General features: G+C 73.0%; 14 protein-coding genes. 8 read left to right on the top strand and 6 right to left on the bottom strand.

Features of this window, described 5'->3' with window-relative positions:
* Window positions 1-10: 10 nt before the first annotated feature.
* The 4 genes from QK440_RS07980 to QK440_RS07965 form a co-directional block, all read right to left on the bottom strand.
* Window positions 11-1,324 carry a cation:proton antiporter gene (locus QK440_RS07980; protein ID WP_282792286.1) on the bottom strand — a complete coding sequence of 438 codons (1,314 nt, stop codon included), beginning with the start codon at window positions 1,322-1,324 and terminating at the stop codon, window positions 11-13.
* 122 nt (window positions 1,325-1,446) lie between these two features.
* On the bottom strand, window positions 1,447-2,145 hold the full coding sequence (locus QK440_RS07975; RefSeq protein ID WP_282792285.1) for an alpha/beta fold hydrolase: 699 nt from the start codon (window positions 2,143-2,145) through the stop codon (window positions 1,447-1,449).
* Window positions 2,146-2,339: 194 nt separating this feature from the next.
* Window positions 2,340-3,296 (bottom strand): chlorinating enzyme, encoded by a 957-nt coding sequence (locus QK440_RS07970; protein ID WP_282792284.1) that lies wholly within the window; start codon window positions 3,294-3,296, stop codon window positions 2,340-2,342.
* Between the two features lie 12 nt (window positions 3,297-3,308).
* Entirely contained in the window at window positions 3,309-3,557 is a 249-nt protein-coding gene (locus QK440_RS07965; RefSeq protein ID WP_282792283.1) for a hypothetical protein, read from the bottom strand.
* 1,137 nt (window positions 3,558-4,694) lie between these two features.
* Between QK440_RS07965 and rfbB the strand changes: the two genes are divergently transcribed.
* A complete protein-coding gene (rfbB, locus tag QK440_RS07960; protein WP_282792282.1) occupies window positions 4,695-5,696 on the top strand; it encodes a dTDP-glucose 4,6-dehydratase in 1,002 nt (333 codons plus the stop codon).
* A 366-nt stretch (window positions 5,697-6,062) separates the two neighbouring features.
* Entirely contained in the window at window positions 6,063-7,061 is a 999-nt protein-coding gene (locus QK440_RS07955) for a phosphotransferase (RefSeq protein ID WP_282792281.1), read from the top strand.
* A gap of 209 nt (window positions 7,062-7,270) precedes the next feature.
* Here the strand turns inward: QK440_RS07955 and QK440_RS07950 are convergent, their stop codons facing one another.
* A complete protein-coding gene (locus QK440_RS07950) occupies window positions 7,271-7,729 on the bottom strand; it encodes a hypothetical protein (RefSeq protein WP_282792280.1) in 459 nt (152 codons plus the stop codon).
* A gap of 127 nt (window positions 7,730-7,856) precedes the next feature.
* Between QK440_RS07950 and QK440_RS07945 the strand changes: the two genes are divergently transcribed.
* The 6 genes from QK440_RS07945 to QK440_RS07920 all read left to right on the top strand — a co-directional run bounded on the left by QK440_RS07945 (window position 7,857) and on the right by QK440_RS07920 (window position 15,251).
* A complete protein-coding gene (locus tag QK440_RS07945; RefSeq protein ID WP_282792279.1) occupies window positions 7,857-9,098 on the top strand; it encodes a serine hydrolase domain-containing protein in 1,242 nt (413 codons plus the stop codon).
* Window positions 9,099-9,387: 289 nt separating this feature from the next.
* Window positions 9,388-10,323: an acyl-ACP desaturase gene (locus QK440_RS07940; protein ID WP_282792278.1), complete on the top strand. Its 936-nt coding sequence runs from the start codon at window positions 9,388-9,390 to the stop codon at window positions 10,321-10,323.
* A gap of 131 nt (window positions 10,324-10,454) precedes the next feature.
* Complete coding sequence (locus QK440_RS07935; protein WP_282792277.1) at window positions 10,455-10,742, top strand: acyl carrier protein; 288 nt, start codon at window positions 10,455-10,457, stop codon at window positions 10,740-10,742.
* A complete protein-coding gene (locus QK440_RS07930; protein WP_282792276.1) occupies window positions 10,732-11,955 on the top strand; it encodes a beta-ketoacyl-[acyl-carrier-protein] synthase family protein in 1,224 nt (407 codons plus the stop codon). The genes QK440_RS07935 and QK440_RS07930 overlap by 11 nt, the downstream gene beginning before the upstream one ends.
* A gap of 37 nt (window positions 11,956-11,992) precedes the next feature.
* Window positions 11,993-14,146, top strand: a complete 2,154-nt coding sequence (locus tag QK440_RS07925; protein WP_282792275.1) for an MMPL family transporter — start codon at window positions 11,993-11,995, stop codon at window positions 14,144-14,146.
* 4 nt (window positions 14,147-14,150) lie between these two features.
* Window positions 14,151-15,251 carry a type III polyketide synthase gene (locus QK440_RS07920; protein ID WP_282792274.1) on the top strand — a complete coding sequence of 367 codons (1,101 nt, stop codon included), beginning with the start codon at window positions 14,151-14,153 and terminating at the stop codon, window positions 15,249-15,251.
* 51 nt (window positions 15,252-15,302) lie between these two features.
* On the opposite strand, the gene QK440_RS07915 is transcribed toward QK440_RS07920, so the two are convergent.
* Window positions 15,303-16,178: a class I SAM-dependent methyltransferase gene (locus QK440_RS07915; protein WP_282792273.1), complete on the bottom strand. Its 876-nt coding sequence runs from the start codon at window positions 16,176-16,178 to the stop codon at window positions 15,303-15,305.
* Window positions 16,179-16,354 lie beyond the last annotated feature (176 nt).

The raw sequence follows: 16,354 nt of genomic DNA, 5'->3' as shown, positions 1-16,354 counted from the left end.
CGGCGGGGCGTCAGGCGGTCTGCCCGGCCAGCTCCCGCTGCCGCTCGTGCTCGGCGGTGGTGGTCGGCATGCTCCGCGTGGCGTGGCGCAGGAACGGCGGGGCCATCATCGAGGTCACCACGGCGATCAGCACCACGACGGTGTACGTGGCGGTGGTCAGGACGCCGAGGTTGAGCCCGACGGTGGCGATGACGATCTCCACGACGCCGCGGGCGTTGAGCCCGGCGCCGATGGCCAGGCCCTCGCCGTGGTCGAGCCGGCCCATCCGGGCGCCGACGTAGCCGCCCGCGAACTTGGCGAGCGTGGCGACCAGCAGGGTCACCACCGCGGCCAGCAGCACCGTGGGCCGGGCCAGCGCGGACAGGTCCACCTGGAGCCCGGCGGTGGCGAAGAACAGCGGGGCCAGCGTCGACATCACGAAGGTGCGCATGGAGTCCAGCGACCGGCGGGCGGAGACACCCAGCGAGCTGATCACGATGCCGCACAGGAAGGCGCCCAGGATGGGCTCCATGTCCAGGGCGAGCGTACCGGCGGAGGACAGCAGGATCATCACGGCGATCGCGGCGACGCTGACGTCCGACTGCGCCGAGCGGTCGGTGTACTGGAGCACCTTGCGGGCCACCGGCCGGGCCACCAGGACTGTGCAGACGAGGACCGCGATCAGGTAGGCGACGGACTCCAGGACGAGACCCGTGTGCAGCCCGTGGGTGGCCATCGCGGCCACGATCGACAGGAGCATCCAGCCGACGATGTCGCTGACCGCGGCCGCGCCGATGATGAGCTGGCCGACGTTGCGGTGCAGCAGGTCCATGTCGAGCAGCGTCTTGGCGATCACCGGGAGGGCGCTCACCGCGATCGCGACGCCCACGAACAGGGCGAACGTGCCCCGCTCGGCGCCGGGGGCCATCAGCGAATCCGGCATGACGAAGCCGAGTCCCACCCCGAGGGCCAGCGGCAGCAGCACGCTGCCCACGCTGACATAGCCGATCACGCGGCGCTTGCGGCGCAGCAGCCCGACGTCGATGTGCGCGCCCGTGATGCCCACCAGGAGCAGCACGCCGAGTTGCGCCACCGCGCTCAGCAGGTGCATCTGCGCGGTGTCGTGCGGCAGCAGCCAGTCGCGGAGGTCGGGCAGCGCGTTCCCGAACACGGACGGCCCCAGGAGCACGCCCGCGGACAGCTCACCGACCACGCGGGGCATCCGCAGCCGGGTGGCGAGCCTGCCCAGCAGCACCGCCACACCCAGCAGCAGGCCGACCTGCAACAGGAAGACCAGCATCTGATGGTGGCTGATCGCGGGGAGAGGCGCTTGGGACAGCACCATCGTGATTCCTTTCGAAGGAGGACGAAACGGCCGTCGCCGCGCACCCCACGCGGCGCCCGGGCGGGACGGGAGGGGAGGAGCGGCGGGCGGGGGAGTACGGCGGGTACGGCGGCCGGGCGGCCTCAGCGGCGGGCCAGCGCCTCCAGAACGCGTTCGGCCACGCCCGCGGGGTTCGTGGCGGACAGCAGGTGGCCGCCGGGCAGGGACGTCACCTCGCAGCGCCCCCGGGTGTGCGCCGCCCAGCCTTCCATGCGGGTCAGGGCGGTGTCGTCGGCGCCGGCGAGCACCGTCAGGTCCCCGGCCGCGGCGCTGTCGCGGACCAGGTCGATGCACGACTGGGCGAGCAGCAGGTCCGCGCGGATCAGCGGGTAGGCGCTCTCGGCGAGCGCGGGGTCGCTGACCACCTCCGGGGGTATCTCGCCGCCCATCGCGCGCAGCGCGGCGACCGCGGACTCGACGGAGTCCAGCGCCCCGGGGTCGATGCGGTCGCGCACCGAGGGCGGGGAGTTGGACGCGGCGAGCAGCAGCGGGGGCCGCGTCCGGTCCAGGACGTCCGCCAGGCCGAGCGCGAGGTAGGCGCCCAGACTCTCGCCGTACAGGGCGTCGAGCGGGGTGTCCACGCGCGCGGCGAGGTCGGCGACGGCCGCGGCGGCGTCGGTGAGGGGGGCCTCCTGGTAGCGGCGGCCGTGGCCGGGGAGTTCGAGGGCGCGGACGTCGATCCGGTCGCCCAGCTCGCGCCGCAGGCGGCGGAAGTAGCCCGCTCCGCAGCAGGACGGCGGGATGAAGGCGACCACGGGTCGCGCCTGGCTCGGTGTTGTCACGGTGCTGCTGTCCCCCGGATGGCGTCGCGCGGGCCGGCGCCGAGGTCCCCGGCGGACGGCCCGGCGGTGAGCGGTAGGTGGTGGTGCCGTGCCCCGACACCGCGCTGGGTGACGACTCGCGGCCAGGGCGGGCCATGGGTCGTCACCCAGTCGTCGCGCCGCACGTCCGCGGCGCGAGGGTACTGCCGTCCGGCTTACGCGGGCAGGTACTTCGTCCCGCGCAGCGTCTCCGTGGCGATCTTGTTGTGGCCGTACTCGTCACGGCCGCGGGCCAGCACGGCCGACCACTTCTCCAGCGAGATGCTCCCGCCGTACTCCTCGATGTGGTCGGTGTCCGGGTAGACGCGCACGGAGGTGGGCACGTACCGGGTCGCGAAGCCCATGCGGTAGTTCTTGCCGGTGGCGACGTTCGGCAGCGAGGCGTGCATCAGCGTGGACCAGAAGATGATGCACTGGCCCTTCTCCATCTCGAAGGAGACCGCGTCCTCCTCGTTGGGCTTCCAGTTCGGGTCCTTCTGGAGCTGCCGGTAGTCGTAGCCGAAGAAGCCGCGCGGGACGCCGTCCTTGACCTCGGAGTTGATGCGCTCCTCGTTGTAGTCCATCTGCTTGGACTCGTCGTAGTTCATCTGGTGGTGGGTGCCGGGGATCACCTGCAGGCACCCGTTCTCACGGGTGGACTCGGTGAACGCCGTCCACACGGTGAGCGTGCCGGCGCCGAACTCCTCCTCGGACTCACCGGGCCACAGCAGCTGCGGCTTGCCGCTGGCGTTGGCGAAGGTGTCCGCCTGGTGCCAGTCGGTGCCCTCGTCGCCGGGGTACTTCGGGAAGAACTCCGAGCGCCAGCAGAGCAGGTCCGGGCCCAGGATCGAGGCCACGCGGTCGGTGATCCGCTGGTTCATGACGTGCCGCGCCAGCAGGTCGATGTCCAGGTGCCGGTCGTAGTTGAAGATGTTCGGGGCACCGATGCCCTTGTCCACCTCCGGGTACGCGGCGTGCGACCGGTCGAGCGCCTCGCGCTGGACGGTCTTCCACATCTGGTCCATCTCTTCGGGCGTGTAGATGGTGAGCGGACCGATGTAACCGTTCTTGTGGAAGAACGCGAGTTCGTCCTCCGACAGCGCGAACTCCGTACGCACGGGGCTGCTGGTCATGTGGTGACTCCCTTACTTATTGCTCGGCTCGGATGTGTCGAGAGGCTGCGCGGCGGCCAGCGCCGCGGCCAGGGACCCGTCGTACGTCGTCTTCATGTCGAGGACGATTCCGAAGGAGTCCCCGAGGAAAATGTTCAGCTTCGAGAAGGTCAGCGAGTGGCCGCCGATGTCGAGGAAGTTGTCCGCACCGGTGATCTCCGGGTCGTCCAACTCGTCCCGCAGCCACTTCAGAGCCGATTGCTCCACATCCGCTGCACTCACTGCGCGAGCTTCCTTTTCGTTCGTCACTGAAACCTGCATGGGAGCGCCCTTCTTGTGGTCTTCCTGTGCGGTGTGAGCGGTCCTGGTCCGCCTCGCCCCGGCACGGGGCGGGTGCCGGAAGCCGGCGGGGCCAGAAGGGAAGGGAAACGGCATGCGGCGGGAACCGGGGCGCGCCGGAACCGGGAACATGGAGGTCAGGGCGTTTCACCGGTCGGCGGACAGCGCTCCGGCACGACCGTTCCGCACGCCTGTGCAGCGCTGCTCGGAACGACCGCGTGTATCCTCACATATTCCCGTTTCCTTTTCCGGTTCCTAGCTGGCTTGTTCTGTGCGGTCGACGGCGGTCGATGACGGTGGTGCAGCCCTGCGGGCATCTCGGCGACCGGAGCCTGGAAAACGCGGAAAATACCTGGCAAAAGCGCGTTCTGTCTCCGGTGCAGAGGGCACCCGAAAGGGAAATGGTGCTTCGTCGACCCGTCTTGTTTGGTCACGTTAGACCGGCAAGCGGAATCACTTCAAGCCTTCCCGGGCGACACCGCGGCAGCGGCGGCCCGCTGTTTACGCACCCGCGGAATGTCCCGCTGACGGGACGGACGGGAGACCCCGCAAACGCCTCGCCCCGCCCCCGCTCCCACCCGGCGCCTGGCCAAACTCCCGGCCGCGTCAGGCCTGCTTCCGCCCCCGAAGGCATTGACAGGGGAAGGCCGTTGCGGCGAGATTTGCAGGTTGGCCTGCCGCTGCATTCCGGTACGCCGGTACGCCGGGCCACGGGTCCGGTTCGCGCCGTCGAGTCAGGCCGTTGCGCCTCGTTCACCGCGGTGATCTTCAGCCTGGCAGGAGCGGCCACGGGCGCCGTGCGATACCACCCGGTTGATCCGCCGCGGACACAATCCGGTGCCTCCTGCACGTATGTTTTCGCGCACGGACTGCGGCGGGACGCTCCGCGTGGGCCGGGCGTTCCTTCTCCCCCTTCCGCTTGATGCGAAACGTGAAGCGCTCCCCGGCCCCGGGCTCTTTTCCCCCGGGGTCTTCGGACGGGGCCCGCACCGATTTCCCGGGCCGCGGCGGCCAGAATGCGCGGCCCCGGCCTGGATTCCCTCCCTGGTGCGCCCCGGGCGGGCGATGTATTTTTCCCGCATGCGGATGCTTGTGACAGGTGGTGCGGGTTTCATCGGTTCCGAATTCGTCCGGTCCACGCTGCTGTCGCCGCGCGCGGAAGCGCGGGGCATCCGCGTCACCGTGCTGGACAAACTCACCTACGCCGGAGTGCGCGAGAACCTCGACCCGGTCGCGGATTACCCTCGGTACTCCTTCGTCCACGGGGACACAGCCGACGCCGAGGTACTGGACCGCGTGCTGCCCGGGCACGACGCCGTCGTGCACTTCGCCGCCGAGACGCATGTCGACCGGTCCATCGCGGGCTCCGCCCCGTTCGTGACCACCAACGTCCTCGGCACGCAGCGACTCCTCGACGCGGCCCGCCTCCACGGCGTCGCCCGGTTCCTGCACGTGTCGACCGACGAGGTCTACGGCTCGATCCCGGAGGGCTCCTGGACCGAGGACAGCCCCCTGGCCCCCAACTCGCCCTACGCCGCCACCAAGGCGGCCTCCGACCTGCTCGCCCTCGCCGCCCACCGCACCCACGGCATGGACGTCGTGGTGACGCGGTGCTCCAACAACTACGGCCCGTACCAGTTCCCGGAGAAGGTGATCCCGCTGTTCATCACCCGCCTCCTGGACGGCGGGACGGTACCCCTGTACGGCGACGGGCAGCACGTACGCGACTGGCTGCACGTCTCCGACCACTGCCGGGGCATCGATCTTGCGCTGCGCCACGGCAGGGCCGGAGAGGTCTACCACATCGGCGGCGGCACCGAACTGACCAACGAGCAACTGACCGGACTGCTGCTCGCCGCTACCGGCACCGGCTGGGACCGCGTCGAGCGGGTGCCCGATCGCAAGGGCCACGACGCGCGCTACTCGCTCCGGTGCGCCAAGGCCGCGGCCGAGCTGGGCTACCGCCCGCACGTCGACTTCACGCGCGGGCTCGCCGCCACCGTGTCCTGGTACGCCGAGCACCGCTCCTGGTGGGAGCCGCTGAAGCGGCGCGCCGCCGGCGTCCCCCGAGCCGCGGCCTGAGCCCGTCGCCGCCCCGACGCCGCCGGGGCGCCGTTCCATACGTGCCCGGGCGGTCACCACGGGCCGTTGCCGCTTCCTTCTTCCGCGTGCCGCGCGTATGCGTGTCTGTGCCTTTTATGTGTCGACCGGCCTATTGCTACGGGGAACTCAAAGGCCGTTCTGGCAGAAGCTGTTCCTAACCGTCGCTGTGCACGTCTCCGAGGTGCGCCGGAAACACGCGCCGGAGTCCGGCGAACTGCCCCGCGGAGCACCCTTCAGTTGTCGGCGGATTCCGGAAACGCATCCCGGGCCACCGGGCACCCAGCCGGACGCCGCGCCTTCGGCCGCAACTTTCGTACGCCGCTTATGAGTTGCTAGCGTGCCGCTATGCAGAACCTTCCGGAAGAACTCGATGAAGAACTCCTGTGGGACGCGGTGAGGGGATTCGGTGTCACCCCGTCACGTGTCTCCTACGCCCCCGTCGGCTTCGGGGACCACCACTGGCAGGTCGTCGACGAGGCCGGGGGGCGGTGGTTCGCCACCGTGTCCGACCTGGAGCACAAGGAGTACTGCGGGCGGGGGGCCGCGGCGGCCCTGGAGGGGCTGCGCCGGGCCATGGAGACCGCCCGTACCCTGCGCAAGCGCGACGGGCTCGGCTTCGTCGTGGCCCCCGTCCCGGCCGCGGACGGCGGCTCCGTCGTCGCCCTGGACGCGCGCTACGCCCTCACGCTCTTCCCCCATGTGCCGGGCAGGCCGGGCGAGTTCGGGCAGCGGCTGTCGACGGCCGAGCGCGACCAGGTCCTCGACCTCCTGGCGGAGCTGCACGGCCGGACGCCGCCGGAGACCACACCGCCGACCACCCTGGAGCCCGCCGGGCTCAGCGACGTCCACGAGGTGCTGGACCACCTGGACGGCACCTGGACGGGCGGCCCGTTCGCCGAACCGGCCCGGGAACTGCTGGCCGCGCACGCCGCGACGCTCCGCGCCCGCTGCGCGGAGTTCGACGCGATGGCCGCCGAGGTACGGGGCCGCGGCGCGCCCCTCGTCGTCACGCACGGCGAGCCGCACCCGGGCAACCTCATCCTCGGCGCCGACGGCTACCGGCTCGTCGACTGGGACACGGTGGGGCTCGCCCTGCCCGAGCGCGACCTGTCCCTGCACTCCGCCGACCCCGCGGACCTCGCGCGCTACACCCGGCTGACCGGCCGCACCCCGGACGCCACCGCGCTCGCGCTGTACCGGCTGCGCTGGAGCCTCCTTGACGTCGCCGAGTTCGTGGCGTGGTTCCGGGGCGCGCACGACCGCTCCGAGGACACCGAGACGGCCTGGAAGGGCTTCACCGAGACCCTCGACCACCTCGCGGAGGGCGCGCCCGGCACGGCATGACGTAGGGGGAGTAGTCCACCCGGCGGGTCCCATCCGACGGGCGGCGCCGAGGAGTATCGCGGCGGAGGTGGTTCCGGAGCATCGCGGCGGGTCATTCGTCGAAGAGCGCGGCAGACGGTTCGGGGCGCCGCGGCGGACGGCTCGGGGGCAGCGTGGTGGGCGGCTCGGGCCAGCGCCGCGGGCGACTCAGGCGCAGCGCGGCGCGATGCTCAGGAAGAGCGCGGCGTGTGGGCCGCCGTGCGCGCCGTCTCCGTCTCCACGTCGTCGCCGGAAGCACCGCCCAGCGACGCCCCGCCGAGGACCGCGACGGCGACCGCCGCGGCTGCGGCCAGCACCCGCAGGGGCCGCCGCGCACCCCTGCCCCGCACCGTCGGCGCGGCCACCGCGGGCCGCCCGCACGCGAGGGCCACGCGGGCGTCCAGCCACGCCTCCGCCTCGTCCCCGCGCAGCCCGCAGGCCGCCACGAACGCGGCCACCAGCTCCGCGCGGGGCAACCGGTCCCTGCCGAGCATGGTCGCCGCCGTGGAGTACGGCAGCCAGTGGCCCGCCTGCGCCGCGCGGCGCTCCAACTGGCGGTAGCTGAGGCCCGACCACGCCTTGAGGCGGCGCAACTCCGCCACGAAGGCGGCCGCGTCGGTGACCGGCGGAGTAGGTGGTGCTGCGGTCATCGTGACCCCCCCTGACCCAGGCCTGACCTGGACGTACACGGTCTCGCACAAGCTCGAACAGCCTAGCGCCTTGAGGTGCGTTGCGGGCGCCGGTCAGCCTCGGCGCATTCCCGACGCCGGAGGCCACATGTCCACGCCCTTGCCGAACGACCGCTCCCACGCCCGCCCGCACCGCCACTTCACCCCGCGGGCCTGCCCGCACCACCGCCCTCGCGGAAACCACCGCCGCCGTACGTCCGCTGCCGCCGCCCTCGCCGCGCTGCTGCTGTCGGTCGGGTGCGCCGCGGAGCCCCGCGCCGGGTCGCCGACGGTGCGCTCCCCGGCGGCCGGGGCCCGCGACGGGGAGTCGGTGGCCGACTTCCTCCGCCGTGCCCTGCCCGCCGGACCCGGCGGCACCGTGCTCGCCGCCCGCGGCGACCGGCTCGCGTACTGCGGCGGGTTCGGGGCGGCGGACCGCGCCGCCGGCACCCCCGCGAGCTGCCGCACCGTGTACGACGTCATGTCGATGACGAAGCAGTTCACCGCGGCCGCGATCGTGAAGCTGGAGGCGATGGGCCGGCTCCGGGTCACCGACCCCGTCAGCCGCCACCTCGACCGGATCCGGCCCGTGCCCGGAGACAAGCGCGGCATCACGGTCGAGCACCTGCTCACGCACACGTCGGGCCTCGTCGCGGGGCTCGGCGACGACTACGAGCCGCTGTCGCGCGAGGAGTTGGTGCGCCAGGCCCTCGCCTCGAAGCCCCGGTCCGCCCCGGGCGAGGAGTTCCACTACTCCAACACCGGCTACAGCCTCCTCGCCGTGATCGTCGAGGAGGCGTCCGGGGAGACGTACGAACAATTCCTGAACCGGCACCTGTTCGCCCCCGCCGGGATGGAGCACACCGGCTACGTGCTGCCCCGGTGGCCACGGCACCTGGTCGCCGTGGAGTACGACAGCGAAGGGCGGAGCAAGGGCAGGCCCTTCGACCACCCCTGGGCCGCCGACGGGCCGTACTGGAACCTGCGCGGCAACGGCGGCATGCTCTCCACCGCCCCGGACATGCTGCGGTGGCACCGCGCGCTCCTGAGCGACGACGTACTGCCCGCCCGGGCGCGGGAGAAGCTCTTCGCGCCGCACGTACGGCAGCCGGGGTCGAAGGACGCGTACGGCTACGGCTGGAGCGTCCGCGACACCCCGGACGGCCGCCTCGCCTGGCACGACGGCGGCAACGACTGGTCGCTCGGGCTGGTGAGCCGGTCGCTGCGCGACGACGTCCTCGTGTTCTGGATCAGCAACCACGCCTACCGCGACGGGGCGTGGAACCTGGAGGAGCGGGCCGAGGACCTGACCCTGGGCATCGCCGACCGCGTCCGGGCGGAGGGCGGCTGACGGGACGGCCCCGCGGACATCGCACGCTGGAACAGCGACGCCGACGCGCAGGGGGCGGCGTCACGGGAATTGTCCACATAAACAGCACGTCACTCTATCGGTTGACATACCGCTACTCTCCTTGCCAAAGCGGTTCGAGTCCCCGCAGAGTGAACGCGATGAGCTGGGCACCGGTCGGCGTTGATACGTTGGCCGGCCACCACCGCACGGCCAGGCGACACGACCGGCGGGTTCTGTTGCACGTTTCGGCGTGACGGGAAGCCTGCGCACCACAGCGTGAAGCGGGGCGGTGAGCGTGAAGGAAGCCGGGTCGGAACGGGTCGTGCGGGAGCTGGAGCCATCGGCGGCGAAGCTGCTGGAGCGGCATCTGGCGGTGAGCCGTGAATGGTTCCCGCACCAGTTCGTGCCCTGGAGCCAGGGGAGCGACTTCGACGGCCCGCTGGGCGGCGTGGCCTGGGATCCCGGGCAGTCGGCGCTGCCGGAGGCCGTGCAGGACTCCCTGGTCCTGAACCTGCTCACCGAGGACAACCTCCCCGGCTACCACCTCGAGATCGCGACGCGGTTCGGGCGGGACGGCGCCTGGGGCACGTGGGTCCACCGGTGGACGGCCGAGGAGGGGCGCCACGCGGACGCCCTGCGTGCCTTCCTCCACGCCCGCAGAGCCGTGGACCCGATCGCCCTGGAGCGGCTGCGGATGCGGCAGGTGAGTACGGGGTACCGCTCCGACCTCCCGACCGTCCTGCACTTCCTGGCCTACGCCACGGTGCAGGAGCTGGCCACCCGGGAGATCCACCGGAACGCCGGTTCGGCCTGCGGCGATCCCGTGGCGGAGACGCTCATGGCCCGGATCGCCGCGGACGAGAACCTGCACATGCTGTTCTACCGCGGACTGTACGCCGACGCCCTGCGAGCCTTCCCCGACCAGGCCCTGGCCGCACTCGCCGACGTACTCCGCGACTTCGAGATGCCCCCGGTGGCGATCCCCGGCTTCCGGTCGCGCGCCCTGCGGGTGGCGGCCTCGGGCATCTTCAACTACGAGGTCCACTGCGCACAGGTGGTGCTGCCCCTGCTGCGCACGCTCGGGGTCCTCTCGGTCGCCGGGCTCGGCCCCGACGGCGCGCGGGCACAGGAAAGCATCGGAGACCACGTGGAGCGCCTGAGAGGGCTGGCCCGCCGAGCCCGCGCGCTGTGCGAGCGGGTCCGGGAGGCCGGGAAAACCGCCTGACCGACCCCGTGGAACGACCGCGTCTGCCGGCGGGACGAGGCGCCATGGCCCGTCCGCGGCGCGGCAGGCGGAATGCAGATGCGGATGCGGATGTGATCGCGGACGCGGACGCGGAACAAGGAGATGCCGACATGACGCAACCGACGCGACCGACGCAACCAAGCGACCCACCAGCGCAACCGGTCCTGCCCGCGGAACTCCTCGCGCTCCTGACGGAACACCTGGACGTGGAGGCGGGAGTCCACGACCTGAGCCCCGAACGGACCCTGGAGAGCCTGGGCATGAATTCGATGTCGCTGATGGAGCTGGTGGTGGCGGCGGAACAGGAATTCGGGATCGTCCTCCCGGAAGACGTGCTGGAGCTGTCCCCGTCCTCCACCCTCGGCGACGCGGCACGGGCGTTCCCCGATGCGGCCTGAGGTCGCCGTCACCGGCATCGGGCTGGTGACCCCGGCGGGCCACACCCCGCAGGAGAACTGGTCCGAGCTGTGCCGCGGCCGGTCCCTGGCCGCCACCGACCCTCTCCTCGCCGGCCTGCCTGTCGATTTCTCCTGCCAGGTGACGGGCCTCGACGCCGCCGCCGAGCTGGGCCGGAGCGTCACACTGCGGATGGACCCCTTCCTGCGGTTCGCCCTGATCGCCGCCCGGCGGGCCGTCACCGACGCCGACGCCGATCCCCGCGCCTGGAACGGCGACCGGGTCGGGGTCGTCCTGGGCGTGGGAGGGAACAGCCTCGACACGTACCCCACCGTGTGCGGCCACCTCGGCACCGGGGCACCGACCCGCGTCTCACCGCTGACGGTGCCGCGCAGCGCGCCCAACATGGCCGCCGGCGAGGTCGCCATCGACCTGGGCGCCCGCGGCCCCAACTTCACCACCTCCAGCGCCTGCGCCTCCGGTGCCACCGCGATCGGAGTCGCCCGGGACCTGCTGCGCTCCGGCGCGTGCGACATCGTGCTGGCAGGCGGCAGCGAGTCCGCCCGCTCCCGCATGACGGCCGCCTGCTTCGCCCGGATGCGGGCGCTGTCCCGGCGCCGCGAGCAACCGCACCTGGCCAGCCGGCCCTTCGACGCGGCCCGGGACGGGTTCGTGCTGGGCGAGGGCGCCGCCGTCCTCGTCCTGGAGCGCCTGTCGAGCGCGCGGGCGCGGGGAGCACGGGTCCTGGCGCTGCTGCGCGGCTACGGCGCCACCGCGGACGCCCACCACCCCATCGCGCCGCATCCGCAGGGCGCCGGCACCGTCCGGGCGATCACCGCGGCGCTGGAGGACGCCGGGTGCGCGCCGCACGACATCGGCCTCGTCAACGCCCACGGCACCTCCACCCCCGCCAACGACGCACTTGAGGCGGTGGCGCTGCGACGCGTCTTCGGTGACCACATGCCCCTGGTCACAGCCTCCAAAGGCGTGATCGGGCACGCGCTCGGAGCCGCGGGGGCGATCCAGGCCGCCTACACCGTTCTCGCCCTGCGCCACGCCCGTGTGCCGCCGGTGGCCAACTTCGGCAGCCAGGAGGGGGATCCCGAGCTGAACATCGTCGCCGGCGCGCCACGCCCCTTGCCGAAGGACGCGGGAATCAGTTGCTCCTATGCCTTCGGTGGGCAGAACGCCGTCCTCCTGTTCACCGCCGCCTGACGCAGGCCGGGCAACCCGGTGAGGGGAGGACCGCCTCATGAGCTGGACGAGACGACGCGCCTGGGGGGTGGTGGCGTGTGCCGGGGCCGCCGCTGTCTGTGCCGTCCTCCTGGCCCCGGCCGCCTTGTCCGCCCTGGGCACCGGCGGCGCGGTGGCCACCGGTACGGAGGCGGAGCGGGCCCGCCGGCACGCCGAACAGGCGGGTGTGTTCTCGCCCGACCTCCTCCTGGCCCTGTCGCCCCGCTCCGAACGGAGCAGACGGAAGGCGGTGGAGGACGGAGCGCGCCGGGCGGTGCGGGCCCTGTCGCGGGAGCGCGACGTGCGCGCGGTGTGGTCCGCGGAGAGCGCGGGCGAGCCGTGGCTGTGGTCCAAGGACGGGCGCCGCGCGCTGGTCGCCGTCCGGCTGGCGGGAACGGACCGGCACCGCAAGGAGGCGGTGCCCCGCATCGTGGCGGCCGCCCGCTCGGCCGCCACGGACGTGGGCGTCGAGCCCAGCGGTGAGATCTGGGCCAACCGGGAGATCGACCGGACCATCGAACGCGACCTGCGCCGGGCCGAACTGCTGGCCGCCCCCGCCCTCTTCGCCATCCTCGTTTTCGCGTACGGGTCGGTGGTGTCCGCCCTCCTGCCGGGCGTCGTGGCCGCCCTGTCCGTCGGCTGCGCGCTGCCGGTCCTGGGCCTGGTGGCGCGGTCGGTGGACGTCTCACGCGTGGCGGTCAGCGCGGCCCTGGCCGTCGGCATCGGCCTCGCCGTCGACTACAGCCTGTTCCTGCTGGCCCGGGTGCGCGAGGAGACGAGCCGCGGCCTGCCTCCGCAGGCGGCCCTGGCGGTGGCCTGGCGGTCCAGCGGCCGTTCGGTCGTCTTCTCGGCCCTGGCCGTCACCACCTGCCTGGCCGCCGTCCTGCTCGTACCGGTCCCGCTGCTGCGCGGCCTGTCCCTGGCGGGCATGGTCGTCACCCTGCTGTCCGCGGTCACCGCCCTGACGGTGGTACCCGCGTGCCTGCTGCTGCTCGGCCCCCTCGCGCAGGCGTGGGACCCCCTGAGGCGCTGGCGCCGTGCGCGTACCGGGGACGGCAGCCGCTTCTGGCGACGCGTGACCCTGGCGGTGACCGCGCGGCCCTTCCTCTCCTGCGGGGCGGTCACCGTCCTGCTGGCCCTGATGGCCCTGCCCTTCACCCACGTCCGGCTGGGGGTGGTGGACGAACGTACGCTGCCGGCGTCCGCCCAGGCGGCCGCCGCGGCGCAGCGGGTGCGGTCCGCGTTCACCGCGCCGCCGGACCAGCTCGTCACCGTGGTCGTCAGCGGACCGGAAGCCGGCGGGAACCTGGACGGCTACCGCTCCCAGCTCGCCTCCCTCGCGTCCGTCACGGGCGTCCACCAGGTGACGCCGCCGGCGGCCCCCGGTTCCCAGGCCGCGGGGCGGGGGCCCGCCGTGCTGCTGGTGGCGTTCTCCGCCGGCCTCGGCACCCGGGAGGCGGAGGCGGTCGTCGAGGCGGTCCGGGCGACGCCCGCGCCGGGAACGATCGAGGTGGGCGGTCGCGCGGCCGAGATCGTCGACAGCGCGGCGGCGGTACGGGCGGCCCTGCCCTGGACCGTCGCCGCGCTGGCCGCGGGGCTCCTGGTGCTCCTGACCGCCTTCACCCGGTCGGTCGTGGCGCCCCTGAAAGCCCTCACCGTGGCCGTCGCCAGCCTCGGGGCCGGTCTCGGCGCACTCGTCGTCGTCTTCCAGGACGGCCGGGGCAAGGAACTGCTGGGCGGTTTCACCACCGTGGGGACCCTGGACGTGTCCATGCTGCTGTTCGTCCTCTTCATCACCCTGGCACTGTCCGTCGACTACGAGGTGTTCCTGCTGGGCCGCATCCGGGAGGAGTACGCGCGCCACGGCGACAACCGCCGGGCGATCGTGGACGGCATCGCCCGCACCGGCCGCCTGCTGACCTGTGCGGCGCTGGCGGTGGCGACGTGCACCGCCGCCATGGGCCTCTCCGGCGTCGCGCTGCTCAAGTTCGTCGGCATCGGTGTCGCGCTGGGGGCGCTGGTGGACGCCGTCCTGGTGCGGGGCGTGCTGGTGCCCGCCGTCATGGCGGCCCTCGGGCCCGCCAACTGGTGGGCGCCCGCAGTCCGGCGCCCCCGCGCTCGCCGGAAGCGGATCCCAGGGCGCAGCGCGCGCCACGGCCGGAACGGGGACTGAGCCGATGCGCCGCAAGAGCCCACACCGCCCGCCGCACACCGAGATCCCCGCGCCGCGCGTGGTGGCGATCGGGAAGGCACTGCCCCCGTACCGGTACGCGCAGGAGGACATCACCTCGGCACTGGCCCGGGCGACCCGCATGGACTCACCCACCAGCCTGCAAGTGCTGCGGCAGGTGCGGGAGAACTCGGGCGTGGCCACCCGTCACCTGTCCGCCCCGTTGCCGGAGCTCGCCCGGCTGACGGACTTCACGGAGGCGAACCGGGCCTGGCGCCGGACGGCACTGGAGCTGGCCGAACGCGCGCTGACCGAGGCGCTGGAAGCGGCGGAAGTGCTCCCGCGGGAGGTCGACGCGGTGATCAGTACGACCGTCACCGGTCTGGCGGTCCCTTCCCTGGAGGGGCTGCTGGCCCACCGCGCAGGGCTGCGGCCGGACGTGCAGCGCGTCCCGCTGTTCGGGCACGGATGCGCCGGGGGAGCCGCCGGCCTCGCCCGGCTCAACGACTACCTGCGCGCCCACCCCGGCCGGACAGCCGTCCTGCTGGCGGTGGAACTGTGCTCGCTGACCTTCCGCCCCCAGGACGGCTCCATGACGAACCTCATCGCCGGCAGCCTCTTCGGTGACGGCGCGGCGGCCGTGGTGGCCGTCGGAGGCCACCGGGCCACCGCCGACGGGCCCGCGCTCCTCGACAGCCACAGCCGGCTCGTCCCGGGCACGGAAGCGGCACTGGGGTGGGAGATCGGCTCCTTCGGCTTCAGGATCCTCCTGTCGCCGGACATTCCGGCCCTCGTGGCCGAGCACCTGCCTCCGGCCGCCCGCGCCCTGCTGGGCGCGCACGGTCTGGAGCCACGGCACGTCGGCAGCTGGATCTGCCACGGCGGCGGGCCCAAGGTCCTCACGGCCGTCGAGGAGGCACTCGGTCTGCCCCCGGCCGCCCTGGACCTCACCCGGCGCTCGCTCGCGGAGCACGGCAACCTCTCCTCCGTGGCCGTCCTGGACGTGCTGCGCACGCGGATGTCGGCACCGCCGCCCCAAGGCACCGTCGGCCTCGTCGCCGCCATGGGGCCGGGCTTCGCCATCGAGTTGGTGCTGCTGCGGTGGTAGGCCGCCCAGGCGACCGCACGCCATCCGGGGCGAATGGATCGCGGGCCGTTGTCAGGGCTTGCGTGCCAACCAGCACGCCATGACGAACGCGCCGCTGCGGGCCGCGAGGCACAGAGCGGTGCCGGCGCGCTCCATGAAGTCGAGCACGGGGGTCTTGTCCTGCTGCGGGACGGCCGCCATGACCTCTTCCATCTCACGCCAGTTGGGTTCCAGGTCACCCTCGTCGCCCAGGTCGTGGACGTCCTCCACCACCAGGCCCGCCGCCGCGAGGTTCCGCCGCAGGTCCTGCGGGGTGCGCAGGGCGGGCAGCGCGAGGCCCTGGCACACCGGCTCCACCAGGCGCGCCTGCTGCCCAGGCGTGAGGCCGGCGGCCTGGAACCAGTCGCTGCCCAGGTAGACGCCGCCAGGACGCAGCACGCGAGCCACCTCGGCGTGCACCCGGGCGGCGTCCGGTGTGTGGCAGATGGCCTGGATGCTGTAGACGGCGTCGAAGGACGCGTCGTCGAACGGCAGGTGCATGGCGTCGCCCGAGCGGAAGTCGGTGAGGTGGGACATGCCCTGAGCCGCGGCGTGGGCCCTGGCGAACTCCAGCCTCTCCCGCACCAGTTCCAGGCCCGTCACATGGGCCCCGCTGTGCCCGGCGATGGTGACGGCGGGACCGCCGACCCCGCTGCCCACGTCCAGCACGGCCATGCCCGAGCGGAAGCCGCCGCGGTCCGCGATGGCCCGCTCGGCCGCGGCCATGGCCTCCGCGCGGCTCTCCCCGCCGCGGAAGGGCGGGAAGTGGTGGGACTCGCCCCACACGGCGCGGTAGAGCTCCGTGGCGAAGCCGTAGTAGTCGCGCACCAGCGAGGTGTAACACCGTCCGCGCTCGCCGGGATCCCGGGCCAGAGCCTCGTACGCCTGGACACCCGTGACAGATTGCATGAGTCGCTCCTCAGCGAAGGACGCCCCGACGACGCGGAGCGGAGATCGTTTGCGGACCGCGGACCGCGGGCGGCGGCACGGGCGGGGCGGAGGGGGAGAGGGAGAAGGGCGGGAGGGGGGAGGGGGGAAGGGGACGCGCGACGGATCCGGGCCGTGGTCGTCCGGCCGCAGCCGGG

Origin of the sequence: Streptomyces sp. CC224B (assembly GCF_030010595.1) — a bacterium.
GTDB lineage: Bacteria > Actinomycetota > Actinomycetes > Streptomycetales > Streptomycetaceae > Streptomyces > Streptomyces longispororuber.
Note: the sequence above shows the minus strand (reverse complement) of the source record. Positions and strands in the feature narration are given on the sequence as shown.